Origin of the sequence: Rathayibacter iranicus NCPPB 2253 = VKM Ac-1602 (assembly GCF_003149025.1) — a bacterium.
Classification (GTDB): Bacteria; Actinomycetota; Actinomycetes; order Actinomycetales; family Microbacteriaceae; genus Rathayibacter; species Rathayibacter iranicus.
On record NZ_QGDV01000008.1, the window covers coordinates 25,666 to 51,430 of the forward strand.

Below are 25,765 nucleotides of genomic sequence, written 5' to 3' on the forward strand. Positions count from 1 at the left end.
GACGATGAGTGCGATCACGCTCGAGCTGCCCCAGGGTGTGCTTCGGCTCACCGTGAGCAGCAGCACCGACGTCGGAGTGGTGCGGCGCATCAATGAGGACGCGCTCCTTGTGGACGTGCCGTTGCTGGCGGTCGCTGACGGCATGGGTGGCCACGCGCGCGGGGACCTCGCCAGCGCGGCCGCGATGGACGCTCTACGCGCCGGCCGCCCCTCGGAGATGGGGTCGGCCGACGCCGTGTTCGATCTCGTCGAGGCAGCGAACACAGCCGTCCGCGGACTCGATGTGGGCGGGGCGCTCTGCGGCACGACGCTCACCGGGCTCATGCTCGTCCGGCCCGAGCCTGCCGGACCGGCACGGTGGGCGCTGTTCAACGTCGGCGACTCCCGGGTGTACCGCTGGGACGGCGCCGAACTCCAGCAGCTCACTGTGGATCACTCCGCGGTGCAGGAGCTGGTCTCGGCCGGGCTCATCAGCCGAGAGACGGCGGAGTCGCATCCGGATCGCAACATCGTCACCCGCGCTCTCGGCGCTGACGACGAGGTCGAGGCCGACGTCTGGACCTTGCCGATCGTGCCACGCGCCAGCTACCTCCTCTGCTCTGACGGCCTGACCAGGGAGCTAGCGGACGAGCGCATTGCCGCCGCGTTCGCCCGACGGGATTCCGGAGAGACTGCAGACCTCGCGATCACTCTCGTCCGCGCCGCCGTCGACGCAGGAGGCCGCGACAACGTGACCGTCGTTGTTGTCGACGCTGTTCTCGATCCGCGCCCCTGACGGGATGTTCGCGCCCGAGGTCCATGGCCGCTGGACAGCGCGGTGCTACTCTCTGAGAATGTTCAGCGGCCTGCACCTTCTTCTGTGCCGCGACGAGACCTTGATCTGATCGGCCTCTTTCGTCGCGGTGCCTCGCCTGGCCGAGCAGCGACTGCCCAGAAGGAGAAGGAACCGTCATGACCGAGAAAGCCCGAACCCTCGCCGAGAAAGCCCGAACCCTCGCCGAGAAAGTCTGGGACGACCACGTCGTGGTCCGAGGTGAGGGCGGCGCGCCCGACCTGATCTACATCGACCTGCACCTCTTGCACGAGGTGACGAGCCCGCAGCCGTTTGACGGGCTCCGGGCTGCCGGGCGCCCTCTTCGCCGTCCCGATCTCACGATTGCGACGGAGGACCACAACACGCCGACCCTCCAGATCGGCCGCCCGATCGAGGACCCGACCAGTCGCGCCCAAATCGACGCCCTGCGCCGCAACGCGGGTGAGTTCGGCGTGCGCCTGCACTCGCTCGGGGATATCGAGCAGGGCATCGTGCACGTCGTCGGCCCTCAGCTCGGCCTGACGATGCCCGGAGTGACCGTCGTCTGTGGCGACTCGCACACCTCCACCCACGGCGCGTTCGGCGCGATCGCGTTGGGCATCGGTACCAGCGAGGTCGAGCACGTCATGGCCACACAGACCCTTCCGCTCACACCGTTCAAGACGATGGCCATCACTGTCGAGGGCACCCTCAAGGAGGGGGTCACGGCGAAAGACATCATTCTCGCGGTCATCGCCCGCATCGGCACCGGCGGTGGCCAGGGCTGCATCCTCGAATACCGCGGCTCCGCGATCCGCGCGCTCTCGATGGAGGGGCGGATGACCATCTGCAATATGTCGATCGAAGCGGGTGCCCGCGCGGGAATGGTCGCCCCCGACGAGACGACTTTCGCCTACCTCAAGGGCCGACCGCACGCCCCCTCGGGAGAAGACTGGGACGCCGCCCTCGCCTACTGGCGGACGCTGCCGAGCGATGAGGGCGCCGTGTTCGACGCCGAGGTCGTGATCGACGCGGATGCACTCGAGCCGTTCGTCACCTGGGGAACGAACCCCGGACAGGGCGTCTCACTCTCGCAGTCGGTACCCGATCCCGAGTCGCTCGACGACCTCAACGAGCGCGCGAGCGCGGAGCGGGCCCTGGAGTACATGGCTCTCGCGCCAGGAACTCGGATGAAGGACATCCCGGTGGATGTCGTCTTCATGGGATCCTGCACCAATTCCCGAATCGAGGACCTGCGCGCCTTCGCCACGATCGTCAAGGGCCGCGCCAAGGCTCCCGGCGTCCGCGTGATGGTTGTGCCTGGCTCGGCGCGGGTGCGGCTCGAGGCCGAAGCCGAAGGGCTTGATCGGATCGTCACGGAGTTCGGCGCGGAGTGGCGATTTGCCGGCTGCTCCATGTGCCTGGGAATGAATACCGACCAGCTCCTTCAGGGTGAGCGGGTCGCGTCGACCTCCAACCGCAACTTCGAGGGTCGGCAGGGCAAGGGCGCGAAGACCCACCTCGTCTCGCCACTGGTCGCCGCCGCCACGGCGGTGCGGGGTACGCTCTCCAGCCCCTCCGACCTGGAGCCGGCTCGCGAGACGGCGGGGGTCTGAGAATGCAGAAGTTCGAGACAGTCACGGGGATCGCCGCGCCGCTCATGCGCGCGAACGTCGACACCGATCAGATCCTCCCCGGGGTGTATCTCCGCCGCATCACCAAGACAGGCTTCGAGGATGCGCTGTTCCACGGCTGGCGCCAGGACGAGGACTTCGTCCTCAACCAGGAGCGCTATCGGGGAGCCCGGATCCTGGTCGCCGGTCCCGACTTCGGCACCGGCTCCAGCCGCGAGCACGCTGTCTGGGCGTTGCGGGACTTCGGCTTCCGCGTCGTCATCTCGCCGCGCTTCGGTGACATCTTCCGCGGCAACGCCGGCAAGCAGGGCCTGCTCGCCGCCGTGGTCGACGAGGCGGGCGTGGAGAGCCTGTGGCGCATCATCCAGAGCACACCGGGAATAGAACTGACGGTGGACCTGGTTGCTCGTACGGTCACCGCCGGTCGCGAGAGCTTCAACTTCGAGATCGACGACTACACTCGATGGCGCCTGATCGAAGGCCTGGACGACATCGGCCTGACCCTGCGCGACGAAGCGCTCATTTCCGAATTCGAGACCCGCCGCGCGAGCTGGCGGCCCAAGACATTGCCGGTGAAATAGCGTGAACACACTTCTTCAGGACGCCAAGGCCGCGGGAGCCCGAGTGGGAATGACCACAGAGCGGATCACCATCAACGGCGGACGTCCGCTGAAGGGCCGGATCGAACTCAAGGGGGCGAAGAACCTCGTTACCAAGGCGATGGTCGCAGCGCTCCTGGGCGAGACCGCTTCCACCCTGCGGGACGTCCCGGATATCAGTGACGTCCGCGTCGTGAAGGGTCTTCTCGAGGTCCACGGCGTCAAGGTCAAGCAGGGTGCCGAGGTGGGCGAGCTGATCCTCGATCCCTCCAACGTCGAGTCCGCGCACTTCGCCGACATTGACGCGCACGCCGGCTCCAGCCGCATTCCGATCCTTTTCTGCGGACCGCTGCTGCACCGCCTGGGCGAGGCATTCATCCCCGATCTCGGTGGCTGCCGCATTGGCGACCGCCCGATCGACTTCCACCTCGAGGTGCTCCGCAATTTCGGTGCCGTCGTCGAGAAGCTGCCCTCGGGCATCCGGATGTCTGCTCCTGAGGGCCTGCACGGCGCGAAAGTCTCGCTGCCCTACCCGAGCGTCGGGGCGACAGAGCAGGTTCTGCTGACCGCAGTGCGCGCCTCCGGAATCACCGAACTCTCGGGCGCGGCGATCGAGCCCGAGATCATGGACCTCATCAACATCTTGCAGAAGATGGGCGCCATCATCTCGGTCGATACCGATCGCGTGATCCGCATCGAGGGCGTGGATCGCCTCACCGGCTACTCGCACCGCGCTCTTTTCGACCGCAACGAGGCCGCATCCTGGGCCGCCGCGGCGCTGGCGACCGACGGCGACATCTTCGTCGGCGGCGCGCGCCAGCAGGAAATGACGACCTTCCTCAACGTCTTCCGTAAGGTCGGCGGCGCATTCGAGATCGCCGAGGACGGTATCCGCTTCTACCACCCTGGCGGCGAACTCAAGCCGGTTATCATCGAGACCGATGTGCACCCCGGCTTTATGACCGACTGGCAGCAGCCACTGGTCGTGGCGCTGACCCGTGCCAAGGGCGTCTCAATCGTGCACGAGACCGTCTATGAGCAGCGCTTCGGCTTCGTCGACGCCCTTGTCGAGATGGGCGCGACCATCCAGATCCACCGCGAGTGCCTGGGTGGGCAAGCGTGCCGCTTCGGCCAGCGCAACTTCATGCACTCGGCTGTGATCTCGGGTCCGTCGAAGCTGCACGGCGCCGACATCGTCGTGCCGGACCTGCGCGGCGGCTTCTCTCACCTGATTGCGGCTCTCTCGGCCGAGGGCACCTCCACGGTCTCGAACGTCGGCATCATCAGCCGGGGCTACGAGAATTTCCTCACCAAGCTCGAGTTGCTGGGAGCCGATTTCTCCCTCGACGCGTAGCCCCCGGGTTCGTCGCCCCCGGGGTTCCCCGGCGTGGAGGAATGGGGGAGCGGGGATGGGAGGATAGGCGGGTGTCTGAGAGAAGTCGTCCGTCCATCTTCTGGTTTTTGGCGGCGGCGGTGATCCCGGCGATGACCGCGTCGGTCGACCTGCGCATTCGGGACGCCGACAAGATCCCGAGCACCGGCGCCTTCGTCTTCGCGCCGAACCATTACAGCGAAATCGACCCGATTATTACCGGCTGGACGCTCTGGCGCTCTGGCCGCGCGCCCCGCTTTCTCGCCAAGGCATCGCTCTTTTCGGTCCCCGTCGTTGGCGCCGTCCTGCGCAGCTCCGGCCAGATCCCCGTCGAGCGCGCTGGTTCCGTTCGCGGCAGAGAGCCGCTAAAAGCCGCGAAGGCCCTCGTCGACGAGGGGCGCTCGATCATCATCTATCCCGAGGGCACGCTCACTCGCGATCCCGAGCTCTGGCCCATGCGCGGCAAGACCGGTGCGGTGCGGATGGCGCTGCAGTACGGCCTCCCCGTCGTCCCCGTCGCGCACTGGGGCGCGCAGCAGCTCATGGGCCGCTACTCCCGGCGGATCACGCTCTTCCGGCGCAAGCGGGTCGACGTCCTCGTCGGCGACCCCGTCGACTTCTCCGCCTTCCGTGGGCGGAGTCTTGACTCCGCGACTTTGAACGAGGCCTCCGCGGTTGTGATGGCGGCGATTACCGGCCTGCTCGAGGAGTTGCGCGGTGAGAGAGCGCCCGACGAGCGCTGGAACCCGGCCGACCACAATCAGAAGGGCACGGGTCGCTTTGAGTCCGAGTAGTAGGAAGACGCCGATCCCTGTGCCGCGACGCGTCGCCGTCCTGGGCGCCGGCAGTTGGGGGACGACGTTCGCAAAGATTCTCGCGGACGGCGGCTCAGACGTGGTGATGTGGGCGAGGCGGGCCGAACTCGCGCGTGAGATCACGGAGGCCAAGCGCAACAGCGACTATCTCCCCGGCATCAACCTCCCGCGCACGATCCGTGCGACACCTCGGATCGAGGAGGCGCTGGAGGGCGCGGACCACGTCTATCTCTCGATCCCGTCGCAATCGCTGCGCAGCAACCTCGAAGCGATCACGCCGTTCCTCACCGATCGCACCGTGCTCGTCAGCCTGATGAAAGGCGTCGAAAAGGGCACCGGCCAGCGGATGAGCGAGGTGATCGCGCAGATGCTGCCTGTCGCTCCGGATCGCATCGCGGTCGCCTCCGGACCCAACCTCGCCCTCGAGATCGCGAAGGAGCAGCCGACCGCCGCCGTCATCGCCTCCGCGAGTCTCAGCACCGCACAGGAGGTGGCCCTGGCGGCCACCAACCGCTACTTCCGGTCCTATGTCAACACGGACGTGATCGGCACAGAGTTCGGCGGAGTGCTGAAGAACCTGATCGCCGTCGCGATCGGCATCGTGGACGGCGTGGGCTACGGCGAGAATACGAAGGCCTCGATCATCACGCGCGGCCTCGCCGAGATGACCGACTTCGCGGTCGCCTACGGCGGACGGCCCGAGACCATGTCGGGGCTCGCCGGGCTGGGCGACCTGATCGCGACGTCCAGCTCGTCGCTCTCGCGCAACAACACGGCCGGCCGTCTGCTCGGTCAGGGGTACAGCTTCACCGACGTGGTGAAGTCGATGCAGCAGACGGCTGAGGGGCTCGCGTCCGTCGCCCCGGTGCTCGAACTGGCTCGCGCGAGAGGCGTCGTTATGCCCATCGTTGAGCAGGTCGCGCAGGTGCTCGCCGGTACGCTCGATCCCAAGGACATCGCGCCGCACCTGACCACGGATTCGGACGAGCCACAGGGTGAGAGGAACCTCGATGACCAGCAAGCTCCGCGTGGCCGTTCTGTTCGGGGGGCGCTCCAGCGAGCACTCGATCAGCTGCGCAACGGCGGCCGGGGTGCTGCGGGCGATTGACCGCGAGCGCTTCGAGGTGATTCCGATCGGGATCACCGCCGACGGTGCGTTCGTGCTGGAGGAGGACCGCCCCGAGAAGTTCGCACTCGACGCCGCTGCGCTGCCTCGCGTCGAGGACGACGGGAGTCGGGTGAGCTGGCCGGAGTCGGCGCTCTCGCGCGAGATGACCGTCACGACCGCCGACCATGCCGTCCGCTCGCTCGGCGAGATCGATGTGGTGCTGCCCATCCTGCACGGTCCGTGGGGCGAGGATGGCACGATCCAGGGACTGCTCGAACTCGTCGGGCTGCCCTACGTCGGCTCGGGGGTGCTCGCGTCGGCGCTCGGGATGGACAAGCACTTCGCCAAAACTGTCCTGCGGGCCGCGGGGCTGATGGTCGCTCCCTGGTACACCGTGACCGAGGCCCGGTGGCGCGCCGATCCCGGCGACGCCTCCGCCGCTCTCGAAGAGCTGGGACTGCCCGCTTTCGTCAAGCCCGCCCGTGCCGGATCGAGTGTGGGTGTCAGCCGAATCGAGGAACCGCGACAGCTCAAGGCAGCGCTGGAGGAAGCTTTCGCGCACGACTCGCGGGTGCTGATCGAGTCGGGAATTCTCGGCCGCGAGGTCGAGATCGGGGTTCTGGGCGGCCACCACGGTGCGCCGGCGCGTGCCTCCGTCGCCGGGGAGGTCGTCGTTACCGGCCGTGGCTTCTACGACTTCGAGGCGAAGTACCTGGGCGCTGCCGGAATCGAACTTGTCTGCCCCGCCGACCTGACCGATGACGAGCTGGCCGAAATGCGTGCTCTCGCTGTCCGAGCGTTCGACGCAATCGGTGCCGAGGGGCTCGCCCGGGTCGATTTCTTCCTCACGGCTGAGGGTTTCGTCGTCAACGAGATCAACACCATGCCGGGCTTCACGCCGATCTCGATGTTCCCCCGGATGTGGGGCGCGAGCGGAGTCGAGTACCCCGACCTCATCAGCGAGCTGATCGACACGGCGCTCGACCGCGTCCCGGTCGCCGCGCGATGACTTCGGCGCTCGCCATCGACATCGATTCGGGAGCGTCGACCGCGCCGTTCGAGCAAATCCGCGAGCAGATCGCCGCACTCGTCGCGGCGGGGGAGCTGCCGGTGGGCACGCGGCTCCCACCGGTCCGCGCGTTGGCCGAGACGCTGAGCCTTGCTCCCGGAACCGTCGCACGGGCGTATCGCGAGCTGGAAGCGGCAGGCGTGGTCGAGACGCGTGGTCGCGCGGGCACGATCGTCGCTGGCGGGGTCGACGCGCTCGAGCGCGAGCTACAGGCGGCGGCTGCGGTGTATGCGGCGCGAGCGCGCGAGCTCGGAGTGACGGGGGAGGCGGCGCTGCGGGTCGTCGGAGTGGCTTTGACTGCCAGTCTTGTACATGGTGAGCAATCCGTATCCTCGTTGGTAAGTTAGGCGACAGGTTGGATATTCTTATGAATTGGTATTGTTTGCGCACACCTCGTGAGAGGATCGTGAGGTCGACAGCGCTCGTTGTCACGATTGTGACGGGTATGTTTGTCCTCAGCGGATGCTCCCCGACGGTCGCACTAGAGCCGGCACAAGACGCAGCTAGCGTTGGCTGCGCATCAGTGTCGGCTCGGTTGCCGGATGCCTTAGATGACGGCAACGGCGGCGAAATAGCGCGACGTGAAACTAGTGCTCAAGGTACGGCGGCTTGGGGATCGCCAGCGATCGTCTTGCTCCGTTGCGGCATAGAACCGCCTGCTGCAGATCCGCGCTGCCTGAACGTTGATGGAATCGACTGGATTCCGGACGACACAGATGCCCCGAATTACCGATTCATCACCTTTGGGCGAGACCCGGCTATTGAGGTAATCATAGATAGCGAAAAGATATCCGGGAGTACTGTGCTCGATAATCTCAACCAAGCGGTGAATGGTCTGGCTCCCAGTGGTGGGCTCAAATGTAAAGATCTACAGGATGTTCCCTGATGTGTGTCGGACTCTTCTGCGAAATTGGTACGCGGCGGGTCGGCTGAGCATATTCACCGGGTCGCATCGCTAACCTTAGGCTTTGTCAATCACGGAGGGAAAGTATATGGTTAAGAACTCGAAGGTGAACACGGCACTTCTGGTGACAGCGCTCGCATGGACGGCAATTTCGTAGCGCACGACGCGAATAGATCGCCGTACTGTGCCTCAAATACGCGGTCGTCCGGGAGGCAGTTGCATCTCCAGGGCGATGGCAACATCGTTGTATACGGCCCGGGCGACCGCGCTCTCTGGAGTTCCGGGACGAATGGACACTCCGGGGAGGAATTTAAAGTAGTCATGCAGGATGACAGTAATTTCGTGCTCTATAGCATGAGTGGAGGGCAGCATGCCCTCTGGTCGTCGATGGGTGGACGAGTCGGATAACTTGTTGGGCCGCAGAGGTGCCCTCAGATCAAGCGACCGCTGAGAGCCTGGTTCACAAGAACGCATGTCGTGACGGGACTGTCGTCGACGCTACCGTGTGAAGCATGGCAGCCGATCGCAGTCCCACCCTGGCCGAGCTGAGCGAGGGTGATGTGCTCGCGCGGGTGCTGGCCCGGTTCGAGCGCGGGGGAGTGGCCGGTTCAGAGACCCTGGTTGGACCGGGCGACGATAGTGCCGTGCTGCGGGCGCCTGACGGCCGCTTCGTCGTGACGACAGACATGATGGTGCACGGGCCCGACTTTCGGCTCGCCTGGTCGACCCCCGATGATCTCGGCTGGAAGGCTGCCGCGTCGAACCTCGCTGACATCGCCGCGATGGGCGCACGTCCCACCGGGCTCGTCGTCGCGCTCGCTGCGCCGCAGACGCTCGGCATCGACGTGGTGGAGGGAATCGCGAGGGGGCTCGCCGCGGGGTGCGCCGCGATGGCGCCGGGCTGCGGAGTCGTCGGTGGCGACCTCTCCGCCTCCGCGACGCTGACACTCTCGATCACCGCGTTCGGCTCGCTCGACGGCCGACCACCGGTGCTGCGCAGCGGCGCACAGCCGGGCGACGTACTGGCGACGGCCGGCCCACTCGGTCGAGCGGGGCTCGGGCTGCGGCTGCTCTTCGAGCAGGCGCGGGAGGAGGGGGAGCCGTCGGCCGCCCTCGCCGCGCGCCTCCGGCAGCATTTCCCGGCGCTGCTCGACGCCCAGTTGCGGCCAACGGCGCCGATCGCGCAGGGCATGGCGGCGGGCGGGATCGCGACGGCGATGATGGATGTCTCGGACGGTGTGGTGCTCGACGCGCGGCGGATGGCGCGGGCGAGCGGTGTGGTGATCGACCTGGATCCGGCGGCGGTGGACGTGCATGCGAGGGACTTGCTCACGTTCGAGGTCGTCAGTCCCGATCTCGCGCGGGCGCTCGTGTTGGGCGGCGGCGAGGACCACGCAATGCTGGCATGTTTCGGGTCCCGTACCCCGCTCCCCGCGGGCTTCACGGCTCTCGGAGTCGTGCGGGAGGGCACGCCGGAGGTGCGACTGGGCGGTGCGCCGCTCGTGGAGCGCGGCGGGTGGGATCCCTACCTGGGGTGGGACGGTTCGAAGGGCTGACGCCCGCGGCTGGGTGAGTCGGAGGGCGAACCCGGAGCACGCGATTTACTCGGCGTTGTCGTCGAGGATCTGCGGCTCGGTGCGGATATCGACGCGCTCCTTCCTTACCGTCTCGGTCATCGACTGCATTGCAACGATGCGGTCGATTGCGACGTGCACGCGTTCGACAGGGACGACTCGGGTGGTGAGCACTGGTTCCTCGGCGTGAAGGACGAAGGTGACCGGCTCGGGGCTCTCCTCGGAGGACCCAAGCTCTCCGCCGTCGAGCGACGCGCCGAGGGGTTCGCGCTCTAAGACGAGTTCCTCGCGCCGAAGTGTCACGGTGACGGTCCGCTCCTCGGTGACGATGACCTTGCGGATGTGCAGGCGCTCGGTCGGCGTGTAGACGGTCCTGACGTCGAGGCGCTCCTCAGACCGGACGACGGTGATCGGTTCCTGCCCGGGCTCTGCGGACTCGGTGGTGCTCATCGGTCGGGGTGTCCGGCGGTTTCGCGGAGTTCGCGGCCGTCGGCGATGTCCTCGGCGTGCTTCTTCGCCTTCTTCTCGCTGTGCCTGGTGTCGCGCGGCGGGAGCTGGATGTGCTCCTCGGCTGGGATGCCGGCCTGTAGCTGGCGGCCGCGCTCGAGTTCGGCGTCGAACTCGGCGCCAAAGAGAAGCGCGAGGTTCGTGATCCAAAGCCAGAGGAGGAAGACAATCACGCCGCCCAGGGCACCATAGGTCTTGTTGTAGTTGCCGAAGTTGGCGACGTAGAACGCAAAGCCGGCGGACGCGAGCGCCCACACGACGAGTGCGAGGACCGAGCCCAAGCTGGTCCAGCGAAACTTCGGCTGCCGCACGTTGGGCGACCAGTGGTAGAGCACGGCAATGATCACTATCATGATCGCGATCAGCACCGGCCACTTCACGATGCTCCAGACGGTCAGGGCGACGTCGCCCAGGCCAATCGCGTCGCCGATCGTTCGCGCGATCGGACCGCTGAGGACGAGGATGAGGCCCGAGGCCACGAGCAAGATGACGGTCACGAGGGTGACGCCGAGCATTGTCGGACGCAGCTTCCAGATCGGGCGCCCCTCGTCAATGTCATAGACGCGGTTCATGCCGCGGCCGAACGCGCCAACGTAGCCGGAGGCGGACCAGAGGGCGCCGAGGACACCGGTCATGAAGGCCAGGCCGGCGGCGGGCGTCGAGGTGAGTTCTTGGAGCGGTCCGCGGACGGTGTCGAGGACGTCGGCTGAGACAAAGCCGCCAAGCAGCTCCAGGACCGTGTCGGTCGTCGTTTCGGCCTGGCCGAAGAGGCCGAGAATCGAGACGATCGCGAGCAGCCCCGGGAACAGCGCGAGGACGGCGTAGTAGGTGAGGCCTGCGGCGATGTCGGTGCACTGGTCGGCGCCAAATTCGCGGAGGGTCTTCTTCAGGACGTAGCCCCAGGACCGCTTGGTGACGTCGGTCGGGTCATCCGGCTTGCGCGCGTCGTCGGGGTCCGGCGCGGTGCGCTCTCGCTGGGTGCTGGTCTGGGCCACGGTCGTTCTCAATCTGCTCACGCGGGAAACGCTGGGGGTAACAACGATGGCGCCGGTAGTAGGAGGCGGCGGGCCTCCTACTACCGGCAGAGGTTTGTCAGAGGCGGTCGCGGTCGCGGCGCGGGGTAACGCCGTCGTCCTCGACGTCGATCTCTTCGTGGCGGACGTCCTCGGTTACCTGCTGCTGCTCGGTGATCGTCTCGGTGCCGAGCGCGACGCGCTCGACCGGGACCGTCTCCTTCGCGGTGACGACCCGCTCCTCACCCAGGACCACCTCGTGCTCCTCCTCGCTGAGCTCGGGACCCGAGGTCGCCGAGCCGACGTTCGTGTCGGTGATCGGCTCTCGGACGACGCGAACCTCATCGTGGCTGACAGGGACCGTGACCGTCTGCTGCTCGGTGACGATGTGCTTGCGCAGCCGCGCGCGGCCCGCCTCGACGCGCTGAGTACCGACGTGCAGCTGCTCCTCGGAGCGGGTCATCGCGTCGTCCGTGGTCGGACCGGACGTGTCGTGTCCGACACTCGTGTCGACGCCGGTAGTGCTGTCGGAGTAGCCGGCCGCGCGGTCGGCGGTGTCGGAGAGGTTGTAATAGCGGTACAGCTCCGCCTCCTCGTGCTCGGTGAGGGCCCCGTCGGCGTCGATGCGCGGGGCATCCTTCACGAAGGACTTGTCGTAGGCGACGCTCAGACGGTCCCCGTCGAGGGACGCGCCCTCAAGCGGGACGAACGACTCCGAGGTGCCGAAAAGGCCGGTCCTGACGGTCGCCCAGACCGGGGCGCCGGAGTCGTCGGCGAGGTAGACCTGCTCGACAGAGCCGATCTTGTCGCCGTCCGAGCCGTAGACGCTTGAGCCGTAGATGCTGTCGATGTTCGTGGTGTCGATCATGGGACTTCCTTTTTCTCGAAAGTGTCAGAGTCATCGAGAACGACCAGGAGAACCGCAGGGGGCGACGTGCTTGGCGGCTTCTCGAGGTGCATTGCTCGTCTCCGACGGTATGGCTGCTGAATGAAGAATGGAGGCCGGTTGACAGATCCCTGGAACGCGCGAGATCCTCCGCTGAACCCCGGAAAGGGGGCAGGAAGTGGGGCTCCGCCGACGAGGTGGCGCGGGCGCCGGGCTCGTCTGTCGCGGGCTGGAGGGATGATGGGGCTCTGCGCCCCTAGCGTCATTGAGGTCGGCTTCGGCGGAGAACAGTGTCGATAGCGTCCTGACGAGCGGCATGATTGCCGATGGGCATTTCGTCGGCGTCGAAGGCGGTGTAACAGCCACCGTCATACGTGACGTATCCGCGGACCCTGGCAGAGGCGTCGGCAATGATCCAGCTCGACTCACTCGTTGCGATGAGTTCGGTCGGGGATGTCGTGTCCATGGCGGGCTCCGGGTAATCGGTCCCACAGCTAGGGGACGCCGAGGGTGTCAGCGAGAGCGATGAGGGGCAGTCGACGGAGCCGTGGTGGGGTCGATCAGTTCGATCTCCTCGTGGGCGATGTCCTCGCTCACGGTCCGCTGCTCGGTGACGGTCTCGGTGCCCAGCGCCACGCGCTCGACCGGGACTGTCTCCTTCGCGGTCACTATTCGCTCGGCGGAGAGGACGACCTCGTGCTCCTCTTCGCTGAGGTCGGGACCGGCCAGGGCGTCGCCGGCATTCGCATCGGTGATCGGCTCGCGGGTGACGACGACCTCCTCGTGGCGGACGGGGACAGTCGTGGTCACCTGCTCGGTGACGATGTGCTTGCGCAGACGGGCGCGTCCGGCCTCGACGCGCTCGGTGCCCACGTGTAGGCGCTCCTCGGAACGGGTCATCGCGTCGTCGGTGGTGGGGCCTGAGGTGTCATAGCCCTCGGTGCCGACAGCGTCTGCGGTCCGGTCGGCGTCCTGGTCGTAGAGGGGTTGCTCGGTCCGGGCGGGGCGGTCATCGCCGTCACCGTTGCCGTAATAGGAGTACAGCGCCTGCTCCTCGTCGGCGCGGAGTTCGCCGTCGTCAGCACTGCGCGGGGCGTCCTTGACGAACGTCTTCTCGTAGGCGAGGCGCACGACGCCGCCCTCGAACGAGGCATCCGAGAGCGGTGCGAACGACTCCGAGGAGCCGAACAGTCCCGTACGGACGGTGACCCAGCTGGGCTGCTGCGTGTCGTTGTCGATGTAGATCTGGCCGACGGTGCCGATCTTCGTGTCGTCGCTGCCGCGCACCTCAGCGCCGATCAGGTCATTGATGATGCTGCTGTCGATCATGGTGTGCTCGCTTTCGTCCGGCAGGGGCCGGCGCTGGTCGGAGTGAAGGGATAGGTCGGAAGGAGCGGGAGAGCCCGCTCCACGGCGTCTCCACGAGTGGGGGAGTGGAGACGCCGTGGAGACTCTGCGAGAAGCGGTCGGTTAGCGGTTGCTCGTCACAGCGGCGGTCGTACGCTCGCGACGCGAGAGGACGCTGCGAACTCCCAGCGCCCCACCGACGGAAGCGATGATCGCGCCGAGCAAGAGCCCGACAAAGGCGTACCAGGAGGCGGCCTGCGCGGTCTCGGCGGCGTCATCGGCAACCTGCTGCGCGTCAGTCAGCGCCTCGTCCGCCTTGTCCTGCGCATTCTGAACGTCCTCCTCGCTGACGGCGCCTTCTGCTTGGTCGGCGGCCTGGTTCAGGTCGGTTCCGGATGCGGCCTGCGAGGCGGAAGAGACGACGCCGCCGACGATGCCGCCGGCTGCGCCGAGGACACCGGCGCCGAGGCCAACGGCCAGGGCGAGGGCGACGACGAGCGAGGTGGCCCAGGTGAGGAAGCCGTGGAGAAGTCCGCTGCGCACAGCGAGCGCTCCCGCGACGAAGCCGCCCGCGACGAGGGCGAGAGCGAGAGCGATGATGCTCCAGATCCCGGCGCCGACGCCGGAGCCGCCGAGTCCGATGCCTGCTGAGACAAGCGAGAGGAGGATGGTCACGGCGAGGAAGGTGATGACGCCGGCGATCACCGAGCCCCACGAGATGTTCGAGTCACGCCGACTGCGTTCGGTTCCGATCAGCGACTCCTGTGTGGTGTCGTCGTCTTTCGTCACCGAATGTGCTGTGGTGGTGCCGTTCGTGTAGTGGCTGGCCATAACTGCCTTTCCTCGGGGCGGTGCCCGTCATCACGTGAGTCGTAGCGGTTGCTTACGACGTAAGTTGATAACAAGGTAACGGCGTACATTCGTCTACGCTGAAGAAGTTCGCGGTGGTTGACCCTCGCGCTTCTGCGCTGCTATTTGGGCGTCCCGGAGGAAGGCATCGTCGATGGAAGAACAGGGCAAGTCGGGCAGGGGACGCTCTGGCGCACCCAAGCTGAGCCGCGCCCTGATTGTCGGCACCGCCCTTGAGCAGATCGACCGCCTCGGAGCCCAAGGGCTGTCGATGAGATCCCTTGCCCAGGAGCTCGGCGTGGAAGCCATGTCCCTGTATCGCTACGTGCACGGGAAGGAAGATCTGCTGGAGGGCGTCATCGCGATGCTGATGGTGGACCTCACCGCGCGCCTAGCCGAAGCGACTGCGCAGCACTGGCAGGAGTTCCTGCAGACTGTCGCCCACGAGGTCCGCCGAATTGCAACAGATCATCCCCGCGCATTCCCCCTCGTGGCGACCCGACATCCCGCTGCGCCCTGGCTGCGCCCGCCGCTGCGGAGCGTCGAGGTCGTCAACACCTTCCTCAGCACACTGACTGCTGACGGCTTCACCGACGAGCAAGCCGTCGGCGCCTACCGCTCATTTAGCAGCTTCCTGCTGGGGCAACTGCTCCTGCAGTCGGCAGTGCACGGAGCTGAGACGGGCCCGGCGGAGGACCCCCTCGATGAAGGCGGCGCCACCATTCCCCAGGGAGACGGCAACGTCTCGCTGGACGTCGCACCCGAGGTCCGCCGCCTTCGTACTCTCCTCAGCGAAGACCGCAGCGACGAAGAGTTCGAGATCTCCCTCGAAGCGCTCCTCGATCGCCTCGACACCGAGCTGTCGCAATAAGGTCACGCGGTGGTGCTCGCTCACATCATCCGGTGCCACTCGTTCTTAAGAATGGCGCCTAGTCGGAAGCGGCTGAGGCCCACCAGATCGTGGTCTCGCCGTAGTCCTTTCTCCGCTCCCGCGCCAGGCCCGCGGGCCAGCGCGGCTCCGGGCTGCGCGAGCTGCGCTCGACCACGACGACCGCATCCTCGCGCAGCATCGGCATGATGCCGGCCAGGTCGGCGGCGAGGTCATCCTCACCGAGGTCGTAGGGCGGATCGAGGAACACCGTGTCGGTGTTCAGCGCCGGTGAGGAGTCGAGGAAGGAGCGGACGGAGCCGGTCACCACCTCGATCCGCGGCACGGGCCGTCTGTTCTTCGTGGCTGCCGTCGCGATTGCCCGAGCGTTCTCGTCGGCGGTGCGGGCGGCCTTCGGGTCGCGCTCGACCAGAACCACGGCGCTCGCGCCCCGGCTGGCCGACTCGAGACCGAGAGCGCCGGAGCCGGCGTAGAGGTCGACGACGGTCGCTCCATCAAGAGCGTCGCGCGCCTCGAGGGCCGAGAACACGGCCTCGCGCACGCGATCGCTGGTGGGGCGGGTGCCCGCGCGCGGAACCCGGAGGGTGAGCGAGCCGGCGAATCCGGCGATGATCCTGGTCACCGCACGAGCATAGGGCGGGGTGCCTCCCACGCAGCGAGATGGCCCGCTCTCGCCGGGACGCCGAAGTATACGTCGGCTTTCGCCAGTAATTCCGGCATCTCGACGCGGGCATGCGCGCCGAACTCGGGAAACCTGAGTCCTTTTCCCGCTGACACTGCGAGAATCCATAGCTATGACGTTTCTGGAAGACACCCGCTCCGCTGCCGGCCGCCGGGCGGTACCCGAGACGCCGCTCACCCGCGAGGAGTTCACGGCGCGCTGCGGCGCTGTCCTGAGGAACCTCACCCGCGTGATCGACGGAAAATCGGCCGAGGTCTCGATGGCGTTGACCGTGTTCCTGGCCGGCGGGCATCTCCTGATGGAGGACGTCCCCGGCACGGGCAAGACGGTGCTGGCGAAGTCGCTGGCCGCCTCCGTCGGCGGCAGTGTCGCGCGGATCCAGTTCACTCCTGACCTGCTGCCCTCCGACGTCACTGGTGTCTCGGTCTATAACCAGGCGACCCGCGACTTTGAGTTCAAGCCGGGCCCGGTGTTCGCGAACATCCTGATCGGCGACGAGATCAATCGCGCTTCGCCGAAGACGCAGTCAGCCCTGTTGGAGTGCATGGAGGAGCGGCAGGTCTCGGTCGACGGCGTTACCCACCGCCTCCCCAGCCCCTTCGCCGTGATCGCCACCCAGAATCCGGTCGAGATGGAGGGCACGTACAGCCTCCCCGAGGCGCAGCGCGACCGCTTCATGGCGCGTCTCTCGCTCGGCTACCCGGACGAGCGCGCCGAGCTCGAGATGATCCGCACGCGCGACGCGGCCAGCCCGCTCGATGATCTGCGTCCGGTGGTCGCGCTCGTCGAACTCGAGCGGATGATGGCCTACGTGCGCTCGATCTACGTCGCACCTCCCGTGCAGGAGTACGTCGTCGCGATCATGCAGGCGACCCGTATCGATCCTGAGCTGCGTCTGGGCGGGAGTCCGCGCGCCACACTGCAGCTCATCGCCGCTGCCAAGGCGCTCGCTGCGATCAACGACCGCGACTTCGTGGTCCCCGATGATGTAGACGCCCTCGCAGTGCCGGTGCTCGGCCACCGCCTCCTGCCGGCCACCCGCCTCCCCGGCCGCTCCGGCGTCGGAGCGTCGCACTCGGTGACTGAGATCGTCCGGCGCATCGTCGCCGCCACCCCCGTCCCCTTCAGCGGCCGTGGCGACTGAGGCGCGCGAGACCGAGGCCCCGTCGGCCAGTCTCCGCGGCCTGCCCGCGCTTGCCGGGGTGGCGCTGACCCTGCGCGGCTGGGTGTTGGTGCTGCTTGGGCTCGCGGGCGTGGTCATCGCTCCGCTGGCCGAGTTCCGCGAGCTGCTGTTCCTCGGCCTCGTTCTGCTCGGCTTGCCGCTCGGAGCGCTCGTGTCGCTTGTCCTCTCGACGCCGTCCTTTCGTGTGCAGCGTCGATTCGCTCCGCAAACCGTCTCGGCGGGCGACATCGTCGAGGTCGATGTCGTGCTCGAGAACCGCGCGGGTGCTCTGCGTGCCGGCGCGAGCGCACAGGACCGCCTCGAGCGGATCGAGCGCGGCGCCGTCGTCGGTCGGGCTGTCGCGGAGGGCAAGTTCGCACTCCCGGCCGTCTCACCGCGGGGCAGAGTCCGTGCCCGGTATCGGCTTCCGGCGGAGCGGCGCGGGATCCACCGCATCGGTCCTCTCCGCCTGGTGCGCGGCGACGGGCTCGGCCTGGCTGTGCGCGAGAGCATCGTGGGAGCCGCGCAGCCGTTCGTCGTGACCCCGCGCGCGGTCCCGCTGCAGAGCGACGTGCTCGACGCGCGTGGCGCCGGGGGATCGAGCCCGGTCGCCCACGCGACGGCCGGAGCCGGCACCGACGATGTCATCCCGCGCGACTACCGTCCTGGCGACGCGATGCGGCGGGTGCACTGGCGCGCCAGTGCGCGCTCGGGTGAGCTGATGGTCCGCCAGGACGAGCAGAGCACTGACCCGCACGCCTGGATCCTGCTCGAGACGCGGGCGGAGCGGATCGCTGACCGACGAGGGGACGAGCGCCTGGAGTGGGCGGTCTCGATGACCGCGTCGCTGGCCGTGCACCTGCTCGAGCGCGGGTTCGAGACGCATCTTGTCGAGACCGGGGCGACGGAGGAGGGGGAGCACTCGGAGGACGAGCGCGAGGTAGCGCACGACGTCCTGCTGCGCCTCGCCGAGCTCGTGCCCTCGCAGGAGTCGGTTCCGGCCGTTCCGCGGGTCGTCGCCCAGATGCGCGAGGCGCAGGGAGTCCGTCCGGTGTTCGCGGTGCTCTCGCGTCTGCACGAGGAGGACCTCGACGCCCTTGCCACGCTCGCCACGCACGCTCGGCCGGCTATCGCATTTCTGGTGGGTGGAACCGCGGAGGAGGAGGGTGCTCTGGCTGCGCTCGGCTGGTACCCCGTCGTGGTCGATCCGGACAGTTCAGTGGAGGATGCGTGGGCGCAGGCCCTCGCTCTGCGGGTGGTCACGTGAGCCGCCGCTCCGAGCGTGATCCGCGCTCGGGGTCCGTGCTGCTCACTGCGCTGCTCTGGCTCGCGATCGTCGCGGCCGCGGCGGGCGCCGGGCGTTTGTTCGTCGGAGTCGGCTGGTTGGTGCAGCTGGCGGTGGCCGCGGCCGTGGTGCTTGCGGTCCCTGCCGCTGCGCGGGCGCTCCGCTCGCATCCGGTCGTCCCGCCAATCCTGGGGACGCTGGCGGCCGTCGGCGTCCTGACGGCGATGTTCGTGCCGGCACGGGCGCTGCTGTTTGTCGTGCCCACGCCCGGTGCCGTGGCGCAGGCGAAGGCGCTCGCCGAGGGCGGTTTCGTCTCCATCGCCCAACAAGGTTTGCCGGCTGTCGCTGATGCGGGGATCTCCTTACTCCTGATCGGCGGCGTCGTGGTGCTGACGTGGGCGGCCGATCTCTTCGCGTTCTCCATCCGCCTGCCCGCGCTGACCGGGTTGTTCCCTGCCGCGCTGCTCGCCGTGCCCGCGGTCATCGACCCCTCCGACGTCTCCTGGGCGAGCTTGGTGGTCACTGCCGTGGCCTACGCGGGCGTTCTCGCGGTCAGCGCGACACCGGAGCGGAGCAAGGGTTGGCGGGTCGCACCGGCCGCGTCCCTGCCGTCGCTCGCGATCGTGACGGTCGTCGTCATCGGCGCCGGCCTACTCGCGGGGTCGGCGACCGGCTACGCGCGGACCACCGCCAGCTCAGGGGTTTCGGGCGCGCTCTTCAATGGCGCGATTGATCCGGTGGTCGCGCTCGGCAGCGATCTGCGCCGACCGAATCCGGTGACGGTGCTGCGCTACGCCACCGACTCGGACCTGCCCGTCTATCTTCGCGTGCTCACCGTCTCGGACTTCGCCGGCGAGAACTGGGGTCCGAGCGACACCGAGCAGACGGCCGCGATCGACGCGCCGATCCCTCCCGAAGGCCTCGGCGAGGGCGTTCCGCGCGAGGCGGAGGAGGTCGACGTCTCGATCGAGACGCTGCGGAGCACATGGCTCCCCGTGCCCTACCCCGTGTCCTCCATGTCGGGTGTGGGCGAGAGCTGGCTGCAGGACGTTCAGGATGGCTCGATTCGCGGCGAGGCTACCACCAGGGCAGGCGACGACTACGAGGTTCAGGCGCTGCGCCTCGCGCCGGATCCGCAGCAGCTCGTCGACGCGCCCGCTCCGACGGGACTGGACCGCTACCTGGTGCTCCCGGACGACGTCCCCGAGATTGTCCGCTCGACGGCGCTCGAGGCCACGGTCGACGCTCCGACCGGCTATGACCGCGCACGGGCCCTGCAGTCGTTCTTCCGCTCGTCCGAGTTCCGCTATTCGGAGCAGACGCCTGCCGAGGAGGGCTACGACGGGGACGGTGTTGGCGTCCTCGCCGCATTCCTCGACGCGCGCGAGGGGTACTGCGTGCACTTCGCTTCGGCGATGGCGGTGATGGCGCGCGAGCTGGGCATTCCCTCGCGTCTCGCGATCGGCTACCAGCCCGGATCGGTCGTGCCCTCTCGCGGCAACGACCTGACCAGCTACCGCGTTCTCTCCTCCGATCTGCACGCGTGGCCCGAACTCTACTTTGAGGGCGTCGGCTGGCTGCCCTTCGAGCCCACACCGAGCCGCGGCGCGCCCGCCTCCTACACGCTGCCGAGCGCGACCGCCTCGACGCGGCCGGCAACTCCGGGCGCGACGCCGAGCGCGGCGCCCGGGGCGTCGAGCGCACCTGCGGAGATTGGCGCCGCCTCGGCCGCCACACCGACTCCGACGGCCGGTGCAATTGATGACACGGCGACGAGCGCCGCTCCAGCCGTGACGCTCTGGGTGCTCCTGCTCCTGGTGCTCCTGGTGCCCTGGCTACTCCGCGTTCTCCAGCGGACCCTGCGCCGTCGCGCCGCTCGTGCCGGCTCCAGCGAGGCCGCCTGGGCTGAGCTGCTCGCGAGCGCGCGGGACCTCGGCATCCCGGTCGAGTCCGGAGAGTCGCCGCGGGCTCAGGAAGCGCACATCGCTCCAGAACTCAACGCAGCGGCGCGGGAGTCGTTGTGCCGCCTGCGGGAGCGGATCGAGCGCCGGCGCTACGCCCCGCAGTCGACCGAGGCGGAGTCGTGGGATGCTGCGGCCGCGGTGGTCGCCGCTCTCCGCGGTAGCGCCGGACCTGGGCGGCGAACTTTCGCAGCGCTGGTGCCACGATCGGCGCTCGACCCGCTGGCCAGATTCGGGCGTCGGAGGTCCGACCTATGATCGCTAGGTGATCTCGGACCCCCTCGACGCCTCTCTCGCGCCGCTGATCGGGCCTCGTACCGCCGGTGCGGTCGAGAAGGCGTTCAGCTACCGCACGGTCGGCGAACTGCTGGGACACTACCCGCGCCGTTACGCCAAGCGCGGTGAGTTGACGGCGCTCTCGCGACTGCCCATTGGTGAGAGCGTCACGATCGTCGCGGAGGTGCGCGAGGTGCGGGAGCGCCCGATGCGCAACCGACGGGGCACGCTGCTCGAGGTCGTCATCTCGGATGGGTCGGGGACCCTTTCGCTGACGTTCTTCGGGCAGCCGTGGCGCGCGGCCAAGCTGCACCGTGGTGTGCGCGGGATCTTCGCCGGTACCGTCTCGATGTTCCGCGACACTCCGCAGCTCACGCATCCCGATTACCGGCTCTTCGACGACGAGGAGGCGGCCGTGACCTCGGGCGGCGCCGAACTAGCGAAGGACTGGGCGGAGCGGCCTATCCCGATCTACCCGGCGACGAGTGCGCTCTCGAGTTGGCAGCTCCAGGCGGCGATCGGCGTGCTCCTCGACGGGCTGCGCGACGTGCCCGACCCGATGCCGGAGCCGGTATGGCTCGGCCGTGCGCTGCTGCCGCTCGGCGACGCGCTCGAGCTGATCCACCGGCCCCAGCGCGAGGGCGAGGAGGCGCAGGCGCGCGAGACACTGCGCTTCCACGAGGCGTTCCTCCTGCAACTCGCCCTCCTCGAGCGCCGCGCCTCGGCGCGCAGCACCTCCGCGACCGCCCGCGTGCCCTCGCCCGGCGGCCTCCTCGAGCGTTTCGACTCCGCCCTGCCTTTTCGCCTCACCGGCGAACAGAGCGCGGTGGGTCGTGAGATCGAGGCCGACCTTGCGACCGAGAGCCCGATGACCCGGCTGGTGCAGGGTGAGGTCGGTTCGGGCAAGACGCTCGTCGCACTCCGCGCCATGCTGACGGTGGCCGAGAGCGGCGGCCAGGCTGCCTTGCTCGCGCCGACCGAGGTCCTGGCCGGGCAGCATCTGCGCTCGATCGTGCGCACGCTGGGGCCCCAACTCGCGACGGAACTCGTGCCGACGCTCCTGACCGGCGGGCTGGGAGCTGCTGAGCGTCGCTCCGCACTGCTGCGGATCGTCTCGGGCACGGCAAAGATCGTCGTCGGCACACACGCGCTGCTCGGCGATGCAGTCACCTTCTACGACCTCGCACTCGTCGTGATCGACGAGCAACACCGGTTCGGCGTCGACCAGCGCGATGCACTGCGGCGCAAGGGGGCGAAGCCGCCGCACGTGCTCGTGCTGACGGCCACGCCCATCCCGCGCACCGTCGCGATGACCGTCTTCGGCGACCTCGACACCTCGACCATTCGGGAGTTGCCCGCCGGCCGCCCCGGCATCACGAGCCACGTGGTGCCGCTCGCCGAGCATCCTGCGTGGATCGCCCGGGCGTGGGAGCGGGCGGAGGAGGAGATCCGCGCCGGTCACCAGGTCTACCTCGTCTGCCCGGCGATCGAGCCGGGTGAGCCGACCGAGCGCGCCGCGGAGGATGCTCCGACCGCCGCGCCGCTCTCGACGGTCGCGGCGACGATCGAGGGCGTGCGCGCGCATCCGCTGCTCGGCACGCGACGCTCCGCGGCCCTGCATGGTCGGATGAGCACCGACGAGAAGGACGCCGTCATGCGCGCGTTTGCGGCCGGGGACATCGACGTGCTCGTCTCGACCACCGTGATCGAGGTGGGCGTCGATGTGCCGAACGCCTCGATGATGGTGGTGCTCGACGCCGAGCGGTTCGGTGTCTCGCAGCTGCACCAGCTGCGCGGGCGGATCGGGCGCGGTGGCGTGGCAGGCGTCTGCCTGTTCGTCACGGCGGCGGAGGAGGGCACCCTCGCGCGGAAGCGGGTCGAGGCGGTCGCCGCGACCCTCGACGGCTTCGAGCTCGCCGAGGTGGACCTCGAGCTGCGGCGCGAGGGCGACGTGCTGGGCGATTCGCAGTCTGGCGGCCGCTCCTCGCTGCGTCTGCTACGCGTAGTCCAGGACGCCCACGTCATCGTCGAGGCGCGAGCCCTGGCGGAGCGGCTCCTCGAGGAGGATCCAACGCTTGCCGCGCACGAGCTGCTCCGCGCCGCTCTGGAGCGCCGGGTGCAGGACCGCGACCGGGAGTTCCTGGCCAAGAGCTAGCTGCGACTTGCCCGGGCCAGACGCCGGCGAGCCCGCGTCCCCTACGCTGTCGGCATGGCCCGCATCGCCGTCGTCCCTGGCTCCTTCGACCCCGTCACTCTGGGGCACCTCGACGTGATCGAGCGAGCCGCGCGCCTGGTCGACGAGCTGCACGTCGTGGTCGTGCACAACCCCGGCAAGTCTGCGCTGCTGCCGATCTCGCAGCGGGTCGCTCTGATCGAGCAGTCGATCGCGGAGGCGGGAATCGCGGGACGGATCGTCGTCGCCTCCTGGAGCATGGGTCTGCTCGTCGACTACTGCACCGACGTGGGCGCGAGCATCCTGGTGAAGGGCATCCGCTCGCAGGTCGACGTGGCCTACGAGACCCCGATGGCGATCGTCAACCGCAATCTGGCGCACGTCGAAACGGTCTTCCTCCTGCCCGACCCGGCCCACGCGCACGTGTCGAGTTCGCTCGTCCGCCAAGTGTCGTCCCTCGGTGGGGACGTCGCCCCGTATGTCCCGCGCGCGGTCGCCGCCTACCTCGCCGCCTCCTGACCCACACCGCGTCTCGCGCGACGTCCGAGGTCGCAGCCGAGAGAATGGACCGGTGAGCGAAGCGCGTGTGCAAGCCTGGGCCCTCGACGGCATCCCGGAGGTGACCGCAGAGGACGATTTGCTCGAGCTGATCCTCGCAGCCGCCTCCGCCGCAGACACCGAGGACCGACCGGTCGACGGCGACATCCTCGTCGTCACCAGCAAGATCGTCTCGAAGGCCGAGGGCCGGGTCGTCGCCGCGGCCGACCGCGAGGACGCCATCACCGCCGAGACCGTCCGTGTCGTCGCCACGCGGTCCCATGCCACCGGCGTCACCCGCATCGTCGAGAACCGCCTCGGCATCGTCCAGGCGGCGGCCGGAGTCGATGCGAGCAACGTCACGGAGGGCACCGTGCTGCTCCTCCCCGTCGATCCCGACGCCTCGGCCCGGGCGCTTTGCGCGGGGCTCCGTGAGCGTCTCGGCATCAGCGTCGGCGTGCTGGTGAGCGACACCCTCGGCCGCGCCTGGCGCATTGGCCAAACCGACGCCGCGATCGGTGCTGCGGGGGTGCTCGTCGTGGATGACTTGCGCGGCGGGGTGGATGCGCTCGGTCGCGCGCTCGCCGTCACCCTGCCCGCCGTGGCGGATGAGATCGCCGCGCTCGGCGATCTGGTGAAGGGCAAGGCCAACGGCCGTCCTGTCGCGGTCGTTCGAGGGCTGTCCCGGCTGGTGAGCGGGCTGGATGCCCCTGGCGCCCGCTCGCTCACCCGGACGGGGCCGGAAGACATGTTCCGGCTGGGCGCCGACGAGGCGTTCGCCCAGGGCTACGCGGCGGGAGTCGCGGCGGCCCGCGGAGAGCGCGAGTGACACCCCCCTGGAGCGCCGTCGTTGTCTTCAAGGGGCGTGGGAACTCAAAGACTCGCCTCGACGTCGCTGCACGAGGGGAACTCGCCGAGGCATTCCTCCTCGACACGCTCGCTGCGGCCGCGGCCGCGGTGGCGGCGCTTCTCCTGGTGACCTCGGACACCGTCGTGGCCGAGCGGGCGCGCATCGAGCATCCGGAACTCGTCGTCGTGCCCGATCCCGGCAGCCTCGATTCCGCCGTGTCCGCCGGCAGCGCGGCGGCTCTGCGCCTGCGCCCGGAGGCTCCCGTGATCGTGCTGACCGGGGATTTGCCGGCGTTGCTGACGTCCGACCTCGAGCAGGCTCTCGCCGTGGCCACCTCCCTCCCGGCGGTCGTGCCCGATCGGGAGGGGAGCGGCACGACCGCGCTTCTGCTCGCTGCTGGCGCGCTCATCACTCCGGCGTTCGGACCGGACTCGCTGGCACGCCACCGCGCCGCGGGTTGCGCCCTCGTCGACCTGCCGTCGAATTCGACCGTGCGGCTTGATGTCGACACCCTCAGCGACCTGCACGATGCCGAGAAAGCAGGCGTCGGCCCGCACACCGCGCACGCCCGTGCGGAGTCGGCGTAACCCCGTGCGTGTCCGTTCCGGCCGTCGAGGCGGCTCGCCTCAGGCGAGCAGTCCGGTCTCGAACGTCGCCGTCAGCTCCCGATGCACCGGCAGTACGGCATCGTCCACAGCGCGGATCGGCACCGCTCGCCGCGTGCTCGACACTAGCCAGGCCGCCTCCGCCCCCGTGAGCGCCGCGACCGGTAGCTCGCGCCGCGCTGGCTCCAGCCCGTGCTCCACACCCAGCGCGAGGATGCGCTCCACGGTCGTCCCCGCGAGCACCCCACTCGAGGACGGCGTCGCCAGCACACCGTCCACGAGCAGCACGAGGCTCGACGTCGCTCCCTCGAGAAGCAGCCCGTCACTCGTCCGCCAGACGACGTCCTCCGCACCGCGCGCCGCGGCCTCGCGCAAGGCCGCCCGGGTGACCGCGCCCGAGGTTGTCTTCACTCCACCCAGGAGCCACGGCGCCAGAGGCCCGCTCGCGTAGCCCCGGTCGAGCACGACAATCGCCACCCCGCGCTCCCGCAGCTCCCGCGCATCCGGCGTGGGGGAGGCGCGGACCGTGCACCGCGCAGTGTCGTCCCTGCCGTACGCCGCGACGAACCGCACCGTCAGATCGTCGACCGCCTCGTGCTCGGCCACAGCGAGATCGAGTGCCCGCGACCAGATCGCCGCTTCGGGGATCGACAGCCCAATTGCACGCGCCGACGCGTCGAGCCGGTCGAGGTGCTCGGGAAGCGCTCGGGGCCGGCCTCGAAGGACCGCCACCGTCTCGAAGACACCGTCACCGCGAAGGTAACCGGCCTCGTCGACATGTACGAGCGGCGCTCGCGGATCGCGGAGCAGGGGGACACCGGAGTCGATTTCCACGAGGACGGGATCTGTCACACACCCATCCTGCTCCCGTCGCC

Annotated in this window: 26 protein-coding genes; 18 read left to right on the forward strand and 8 right to left on the reverse strand. The window is 68.6% G+C overall.

Annotation, left to right across the window (positions count from 1 at the left end; all coding sequences use genetic code 11):
* The first annotated feature begins 4 nt into the window (after positions 1–4).
* From B0H03_RS09680 to thiL, 10 genes are all read left to right on the forward strand, one after another.
* Positions 5–775 carry a PP2C family protein-serine/threonine phosphatase gene (locus tag B0H03_RS09680; RefSeq protein ID WP_104264470.1) on the forward strand — a complete coding sequence of 257 codons (771 nt, stop codon included), beginning with the start codon at positions 5–7 and terminating at the stop codon, positions 773–775.
* A 176-nt stretch (positions 776–951) separates the two neighbouring features.
* Positions 952–2,409, forward strand: a complete 1,458-nt coding sequence (gene leuC, locus B0H03_RS09685) for a 3-isopropylmalate dehydratase large subunit (RefSeq protein WP_104264471.1) — start codon at positions 952–954, stop codon at positions 2,407–2,409.
* A gap of 2 nt (positions 2,410–2,411) precedes the next feature.
* Positions 2,412–3,008 carry a 3-isopropylmalate dehydratase small subunit gene (gene leuD, locus B0H03_RS09690; protein ID WP_104264472.1) on the forward strand — a complete coding sequence of 199 codons (597 nt, stop codon included), beginning with the start codon at positions 2,412–2,414 and terminating at the stop codon, positions 3,006–3,008.
* Between the two features lies 1 nt (position 3,009).
* A complete protein-coding gene (gene murA / locus B0H03_RS09695; RefSeq protein WP_104264473.1) occupies positions 3,010–4,380 on the forward strand; it encodes a UDP-N-acetylglucosamine 1-carboxyvinyltransferase in 1,371 nt (456 codons plus the stop codon).
* Positions 4,381–4,421: 41 nt separating this feature from the next.
* Entirely contained in the window at positions 4,422–5,192 is a 771-nt protein-coding gene (locus B0H03_RS09700; RefSeq protein WP_104264474.1) for a lysophospholipid acyltransferase family protein, read from the forward strand.
* 19 nt (positions 5,193–5,211) lie between these two features.
* Positions 5,212–6,321 (forward strand): NAD(P)H-dependent glycerol-3-phosphate dehydrogenase, encoded by a 1,110-nt coding sequence (locus tag B0H03_RS09705; protein WP_164860188.1) that lies wholly within the window; start codon positions 5,212–5,214, stop codon positions 6,319–6,321.
* Complete coding sequence (locus tag B0H03_RS09710; protein WP_104354291.1) at positions 6,224–7,330, forward strand: D-alanine--D-alanine ligase family protein; 1,107 nt, start codon at positions 6,224–6,226, stop codon at positions 7,328–7,330. The genes B0H03_RS09705 and B0H03_RS09710 overlap by 98 nt, the downstream gene beginning before the upstream one ends.
* Complete coding sequence (locus tag B0H03_RS09715) at positions 7,327–7,737, forward strand: GntR family transcriptional regulator (RefSeq protein WP_104264476.1); 411 nt, start codon at positions 7,327–7,329, stop codon at positions 7,735–7,737. The genes B0H03_RS09710 and B0H03_RS09715 overlap by 4 nt, the downstream gene beginning before the upstream one ends.
* 20 nt (positions 7,738–7,757) lie before the next feature.
* Positions 7,758–8,276, forward strand: coding sequence for a DUF3515 family protein (locus B0H03_RS09720; protein WP_104264477.1), 519 nt, complete (start codon positions 7,758–7,760; stop codon positions 8,274–8,276).
* 530 nt (positions 8,277–8,806) lie between these two features.
* Entirely contained in the window at positions 8,807–9,850 is a 1,044-nt protein-coding gene (gene thiL, locus B0H03_RS09730; protein WP_104264479.1) for a thiamine-phosphate kinase, read from the forward strand.
* 45 nt (positions 9,851–9,895) lie between these two features.
* Here the strand turns inward: thiL and B0H03_RS09735 are convergent, their stop codons facing one another.
* From B0H03_RS09735 to B0H03_RS09760, 6 genes are all read right to left on the reverse strand, one after another.
* Positions 9,896–10,318, reverse strand: coding sequence for a YsnF/AvaK domain-containing protein (locus B0H03_RS09735; protein WP_104264480.1), 423 nt, complete (start codon positions 10,316–10,318; stop codon positions 9,896–9,898).
* Positions 10,315–11,391, reverse strand: a complete 1,077-nt coding sequence (locus B0H03_RS09740) for a YihY/virulence factor BrkB family protein (RefSeq protein ID WP_419956911.1) — start codon at positions 11,389–11,391, stop codon at positions 10,315–10,317. Before B0H03_RS09740 ends, B0H03_RS09735 begins: the two co-directional genes overlap by 4 nt.
* A gap of 76 nt (positions 11,392–11,467) precedes the next feature.
* Entirely contained in the window at positions 11,468–12,256 is a 789-nt protein-coding gene (locus tag B0H03_RS09745) for a DUF2382 domain-containing protein (RefSeq protein WP_104264482.1), read from the reverse strand.
* 280 nt (positions 12,257–12,536) lie between these two features.
* A complete protein-coding gene (locus B0H03_RS09750; RefSeq protein ID WP_104264483.1) occupies positions 12,537–12,740 on the reverse strand; it encodes a hypothetical protein in 204 nt (67 codons plus the stop codon).
* 47 nt (positions 12,741–12,787) lie between these two features.
* Positions 12,788–13,603, reverse strand: a complete 816-nt coding sequence (locus tag B0H03_RS09755; RefSeq protein WP_104264484.1) for a DUF2382 domain-containing protein — start codon at positions 13,601–13,603, stop codon at positions 12,788–12,790.
* Positions 13,604–13,744: 141 nt separating this feature from the next.
* Positions 13,745–14,452, reverse strand: a complete 708-nt coding sequence (locus B0H03_RS09760) for a YrzE family protein (protein WP_104264485.1) — start codon at positions 14,450–14,452, stop codon at positions 13,745–13,747.
* Positions 14,453–14,624: 172 nt separating this feature from the next.
* Here B0H03_RS09760 and B0H03_RS09765 point away from each other — a divergent pair, with 172 nt between their 5' ends.
* On the forward strand, positions 14,625–15,341 hold the full coding sequence (locus B0H03_RS09765) for a TetR/AcrR family transcriptional regulator C-terminal domain-containing protein (RefSeq protein WP_104264486.1): 717 nt from the start codon (positions 14,625–14,627) through the stop codon (positions 15,339–15,341).
* Between the two features lie 58 nt (positions 15,342–15,399).
* Here B0H03_RS09765 and rsmD read toward each other — a convergent pair whose 3' ends face one another.
* On the reverse strand, positions 15,400–15,981 hold the full coding sequence (gene rsmD / locus B0H03_RS09770; protein ID WP_104264487.1) for a 16S rRNA (guanine(966)-N(2))-methyltransferase RsmD: 582 nt from the start codon (positions 15,979–15,981) through the stop codon (positions 15,400–15,402).
* A 172-nt stretch (positions 15,982–16,153) separates the two neighbouring features.
* Between rsmD and B0H03_RS09775 the strand changes: the two genes are divergently transcribed.
* From B0H03_RS09775 to cofC, 7 genes are read left to right on the forward strand one after another with little or no spacing between them, the layout of a single operon-like run.
* Complete coding sequence (locus tag B0H03_RS09775) at positions 16,154–17,185, forward strand: AAA family ATPase (protein ID WP_104264488.1); 1,032 nt, start codon at positions 16,154–16,156, stop codon at positions 17,183–17,185.
* Positions 17,175–18,470 (forward strand): DUF58 domain-containing protein, encoded by a 1,296-nt coding sequence (locus B0H03_RS09780; protein WP_104264489.1) that lies wholly within the window; start codon positions 17,175–17,177, stop codon positions 18,468–18,470. The genes B0H03_RS09775 and B0H03_RS09780 overlap by 11 nt, the downstream gene beginning before the upstream one ends.
* Positions 18,467–20,707, forward strand: a complete 2,241-nt coding sequence (locus tag B0H03_RS09785) for a transglutaminase TgpA family protein (protein ID WP_109714874.1) — start codon at positions 18,467–18,469, stop codon at positions 20,705–20,707. Before B0H03_RS09780 ends, B0H03_RS09785 begins: the two co-directional genes overlap by 4 nt.
* A 7-nt stretch (positions 20,708–20,714) precedes the next feature.
* Positions 20,715–22,880 carry an ATP-dependent DNA helicase RecG gene (locus B0H03_RS09790; RefSeq protein ID WP_104264491.1) on the forward strand — a complete coding sequence of 722 codons (2,166 nt, stop codon included), beginning with the start codon at positions 20,715–20,717 and terminating at the stop codon, positions 22,878–22,880.
* A gap of 54 nt (positions 22,881–22,934) precedes the next feature.
* Complete coding sequence (gene coaD, locus B0H03_RS09795) at positions 22,935–23,417, forward strand: pantetheine-phosphate adenylyltransferase (protein WP_104264492.1); 483 nt, start codon at positions 22,935–22,937, stop codon at positions 23,415–23,417.
* 52 nt (positions 23,418–23,469) lie between these two features.
* Positions 23,470–24,264, forward strand: a complete 795-nt coding sequence (gene cofE / locus B0H03_RS09800) for a coenzyme F420-0:L-glutamate ligase (protein ID WP_241560407.1) — start codon at positions 23,470–23,472, stop codon at positions 24,262–24,264.
* Positions 24,261–24,872 (forward strand): 2-phospho-L-lactate guanylyltransferase, encoded by a 612-nt coding sequence (gene cofC / locus B0H03_RS09805; protein ID WP_104264494.1) that lies wholly within the window; start codon positions 24,261–24,263, stop codon positions 24,870–24,872. Before cofE ends, cofC begins: the two co-directional genes overlap by 4 nt.
* A 39-nt stretch (positions 24,873–24,911) precedes the next feature.
* Here cofC and B0H03_RS09810 read toward each other — a convergent pair whose 3' ends face one another.
* Entirely contained in the window at positions 24,912–25,742 is an 831-nt protein-coding gene (locus B0H03_RS09810; RefSeq protein ID WP_160487323.1) for an aminotransferase class IV, read from the reverse strand.
* Positions 25,743–25,765: the final 23 nt, after the last annotated feature.

What these genes read in the sequence shown, in the direction of transcription:
- B0H03_RS09680 (WP_104264470.1), top strand. Translation starts at nt 5, where the DNA reads ATGAGTGCGATCACGCTCGAGCTGCCCCAGGGTGTGCTTCGGCTCACC.
- leuC (WP_104264471.1), top strand. Translation starts at nt 952, where the DNA reads ATGACCGAGAAAGCCCGAACCCTCGCCGAGAAAGCCCGAACCCTCGCC.
- leuD (WP_104264472.1), top strand. Translation starts at nt 2,412, where the DNA reads ATGCAGAAGTTCGAGACAGTCACGGGGATCGCCGCGCCGCTCATGCGC.
- B0H03_RS09700 (WP_104264474.1), top strand. Translation starts at nt 4,422, where the DNA reads ATGGGGGAGCGGGGATGGGAGGATAGGCGGGTGTCTGAGAGAAGTCGT.
- B0H03_RS09710 (WP_104354291.1), top strand. Translation starts at nt 6,224, where the DNA reads ATGACCAGCAAGCTCCGCGTGGCCGTTCTGTTCGGGGGGCGCTCCAGC.
- B0H03_RS09715 (WP_104264476.1), top strand. Translation starts at nt 7,327, where the DNA reads ATGACTTCGGCGCTCGCCATCGACATCGATTCGGGAGCGTCGACCGCG.
- B0H03_RS09720 (WP_104264477.1), top strand. Translation starts at nt 7,758, where the DNA reads ATGAATTGGTATTGTTTGCGCACACCTCGTGAGAGGATCGTGAGGTCG.
- thiL (WP_104264479.1), top strand. Translation starts at nt 8,807, where the DNA reads ATGGCAGCCGATCGCAGTCCCACCCTGGCCGAGCTGAGCGAGGGTGAT.
- B0H03_RS09735 (WP_104264480.1), bottom strand. Translation starts at nt 10,318, where the DNA reads ATGAGCACCACCGAGTCCGCAGAGCCCGGGCAGGAACCGATCACCGTC.
- B0H03_RS09745 (WP_104264482.1), bottom strand. Translation starts at nt 12,256, where the DNA reads ATGATCGACACCACGAACATCGACAGCATCTACGGCTCAAGCGTCTAC.
- B0H03_RS09750 (WP_104264483.1), bottom strand. Translation starts at nt 12,740, where the DNA reads ATGGACACGACATCCCCGACCGAACTCATCGCAACGAGTGAGTCGAGC.
- B0H03_RS09755 (WP_104264484.1), bottom strand. Translation starts at nt 13,603, where the DNA reads ATGATCGACAGCAGCATCATCAATGACCTGATCGGCGCTGAGGTGCGC.
- B0H03_RS09760 (WP_104264485.1), bottom strand. Translation starts at nt 14,452, where the DNA reads ATGGCCAGCCACTACACGAACGGCACCACCACAGCACATTCGGTGACG.
- B0H03_RS09765 (WP_104264486.1), top strand. Translation starts at nt 14,625, where the DNA reads ATGGAAGAACAGGGCAAGTCGGGCAGGGGACGCTCTGGCGCACCCAAG.
- B0H03_RS09775 (WP_104264488.1), top strand. Translation starts at nt 16,154, where the DNA reads ATGACGTTTCTGGAAGACACCCGCTCCGCTGCCGGCCGCCGGGCGGTA.
- coaD (WP_104264492.1), top strand. Translation starts at nt 22,935, where the DNA reads ATGGCCCGCATCGCCGTCGTCCCTGGCTCCTTCGACCCCGTCACTCTG.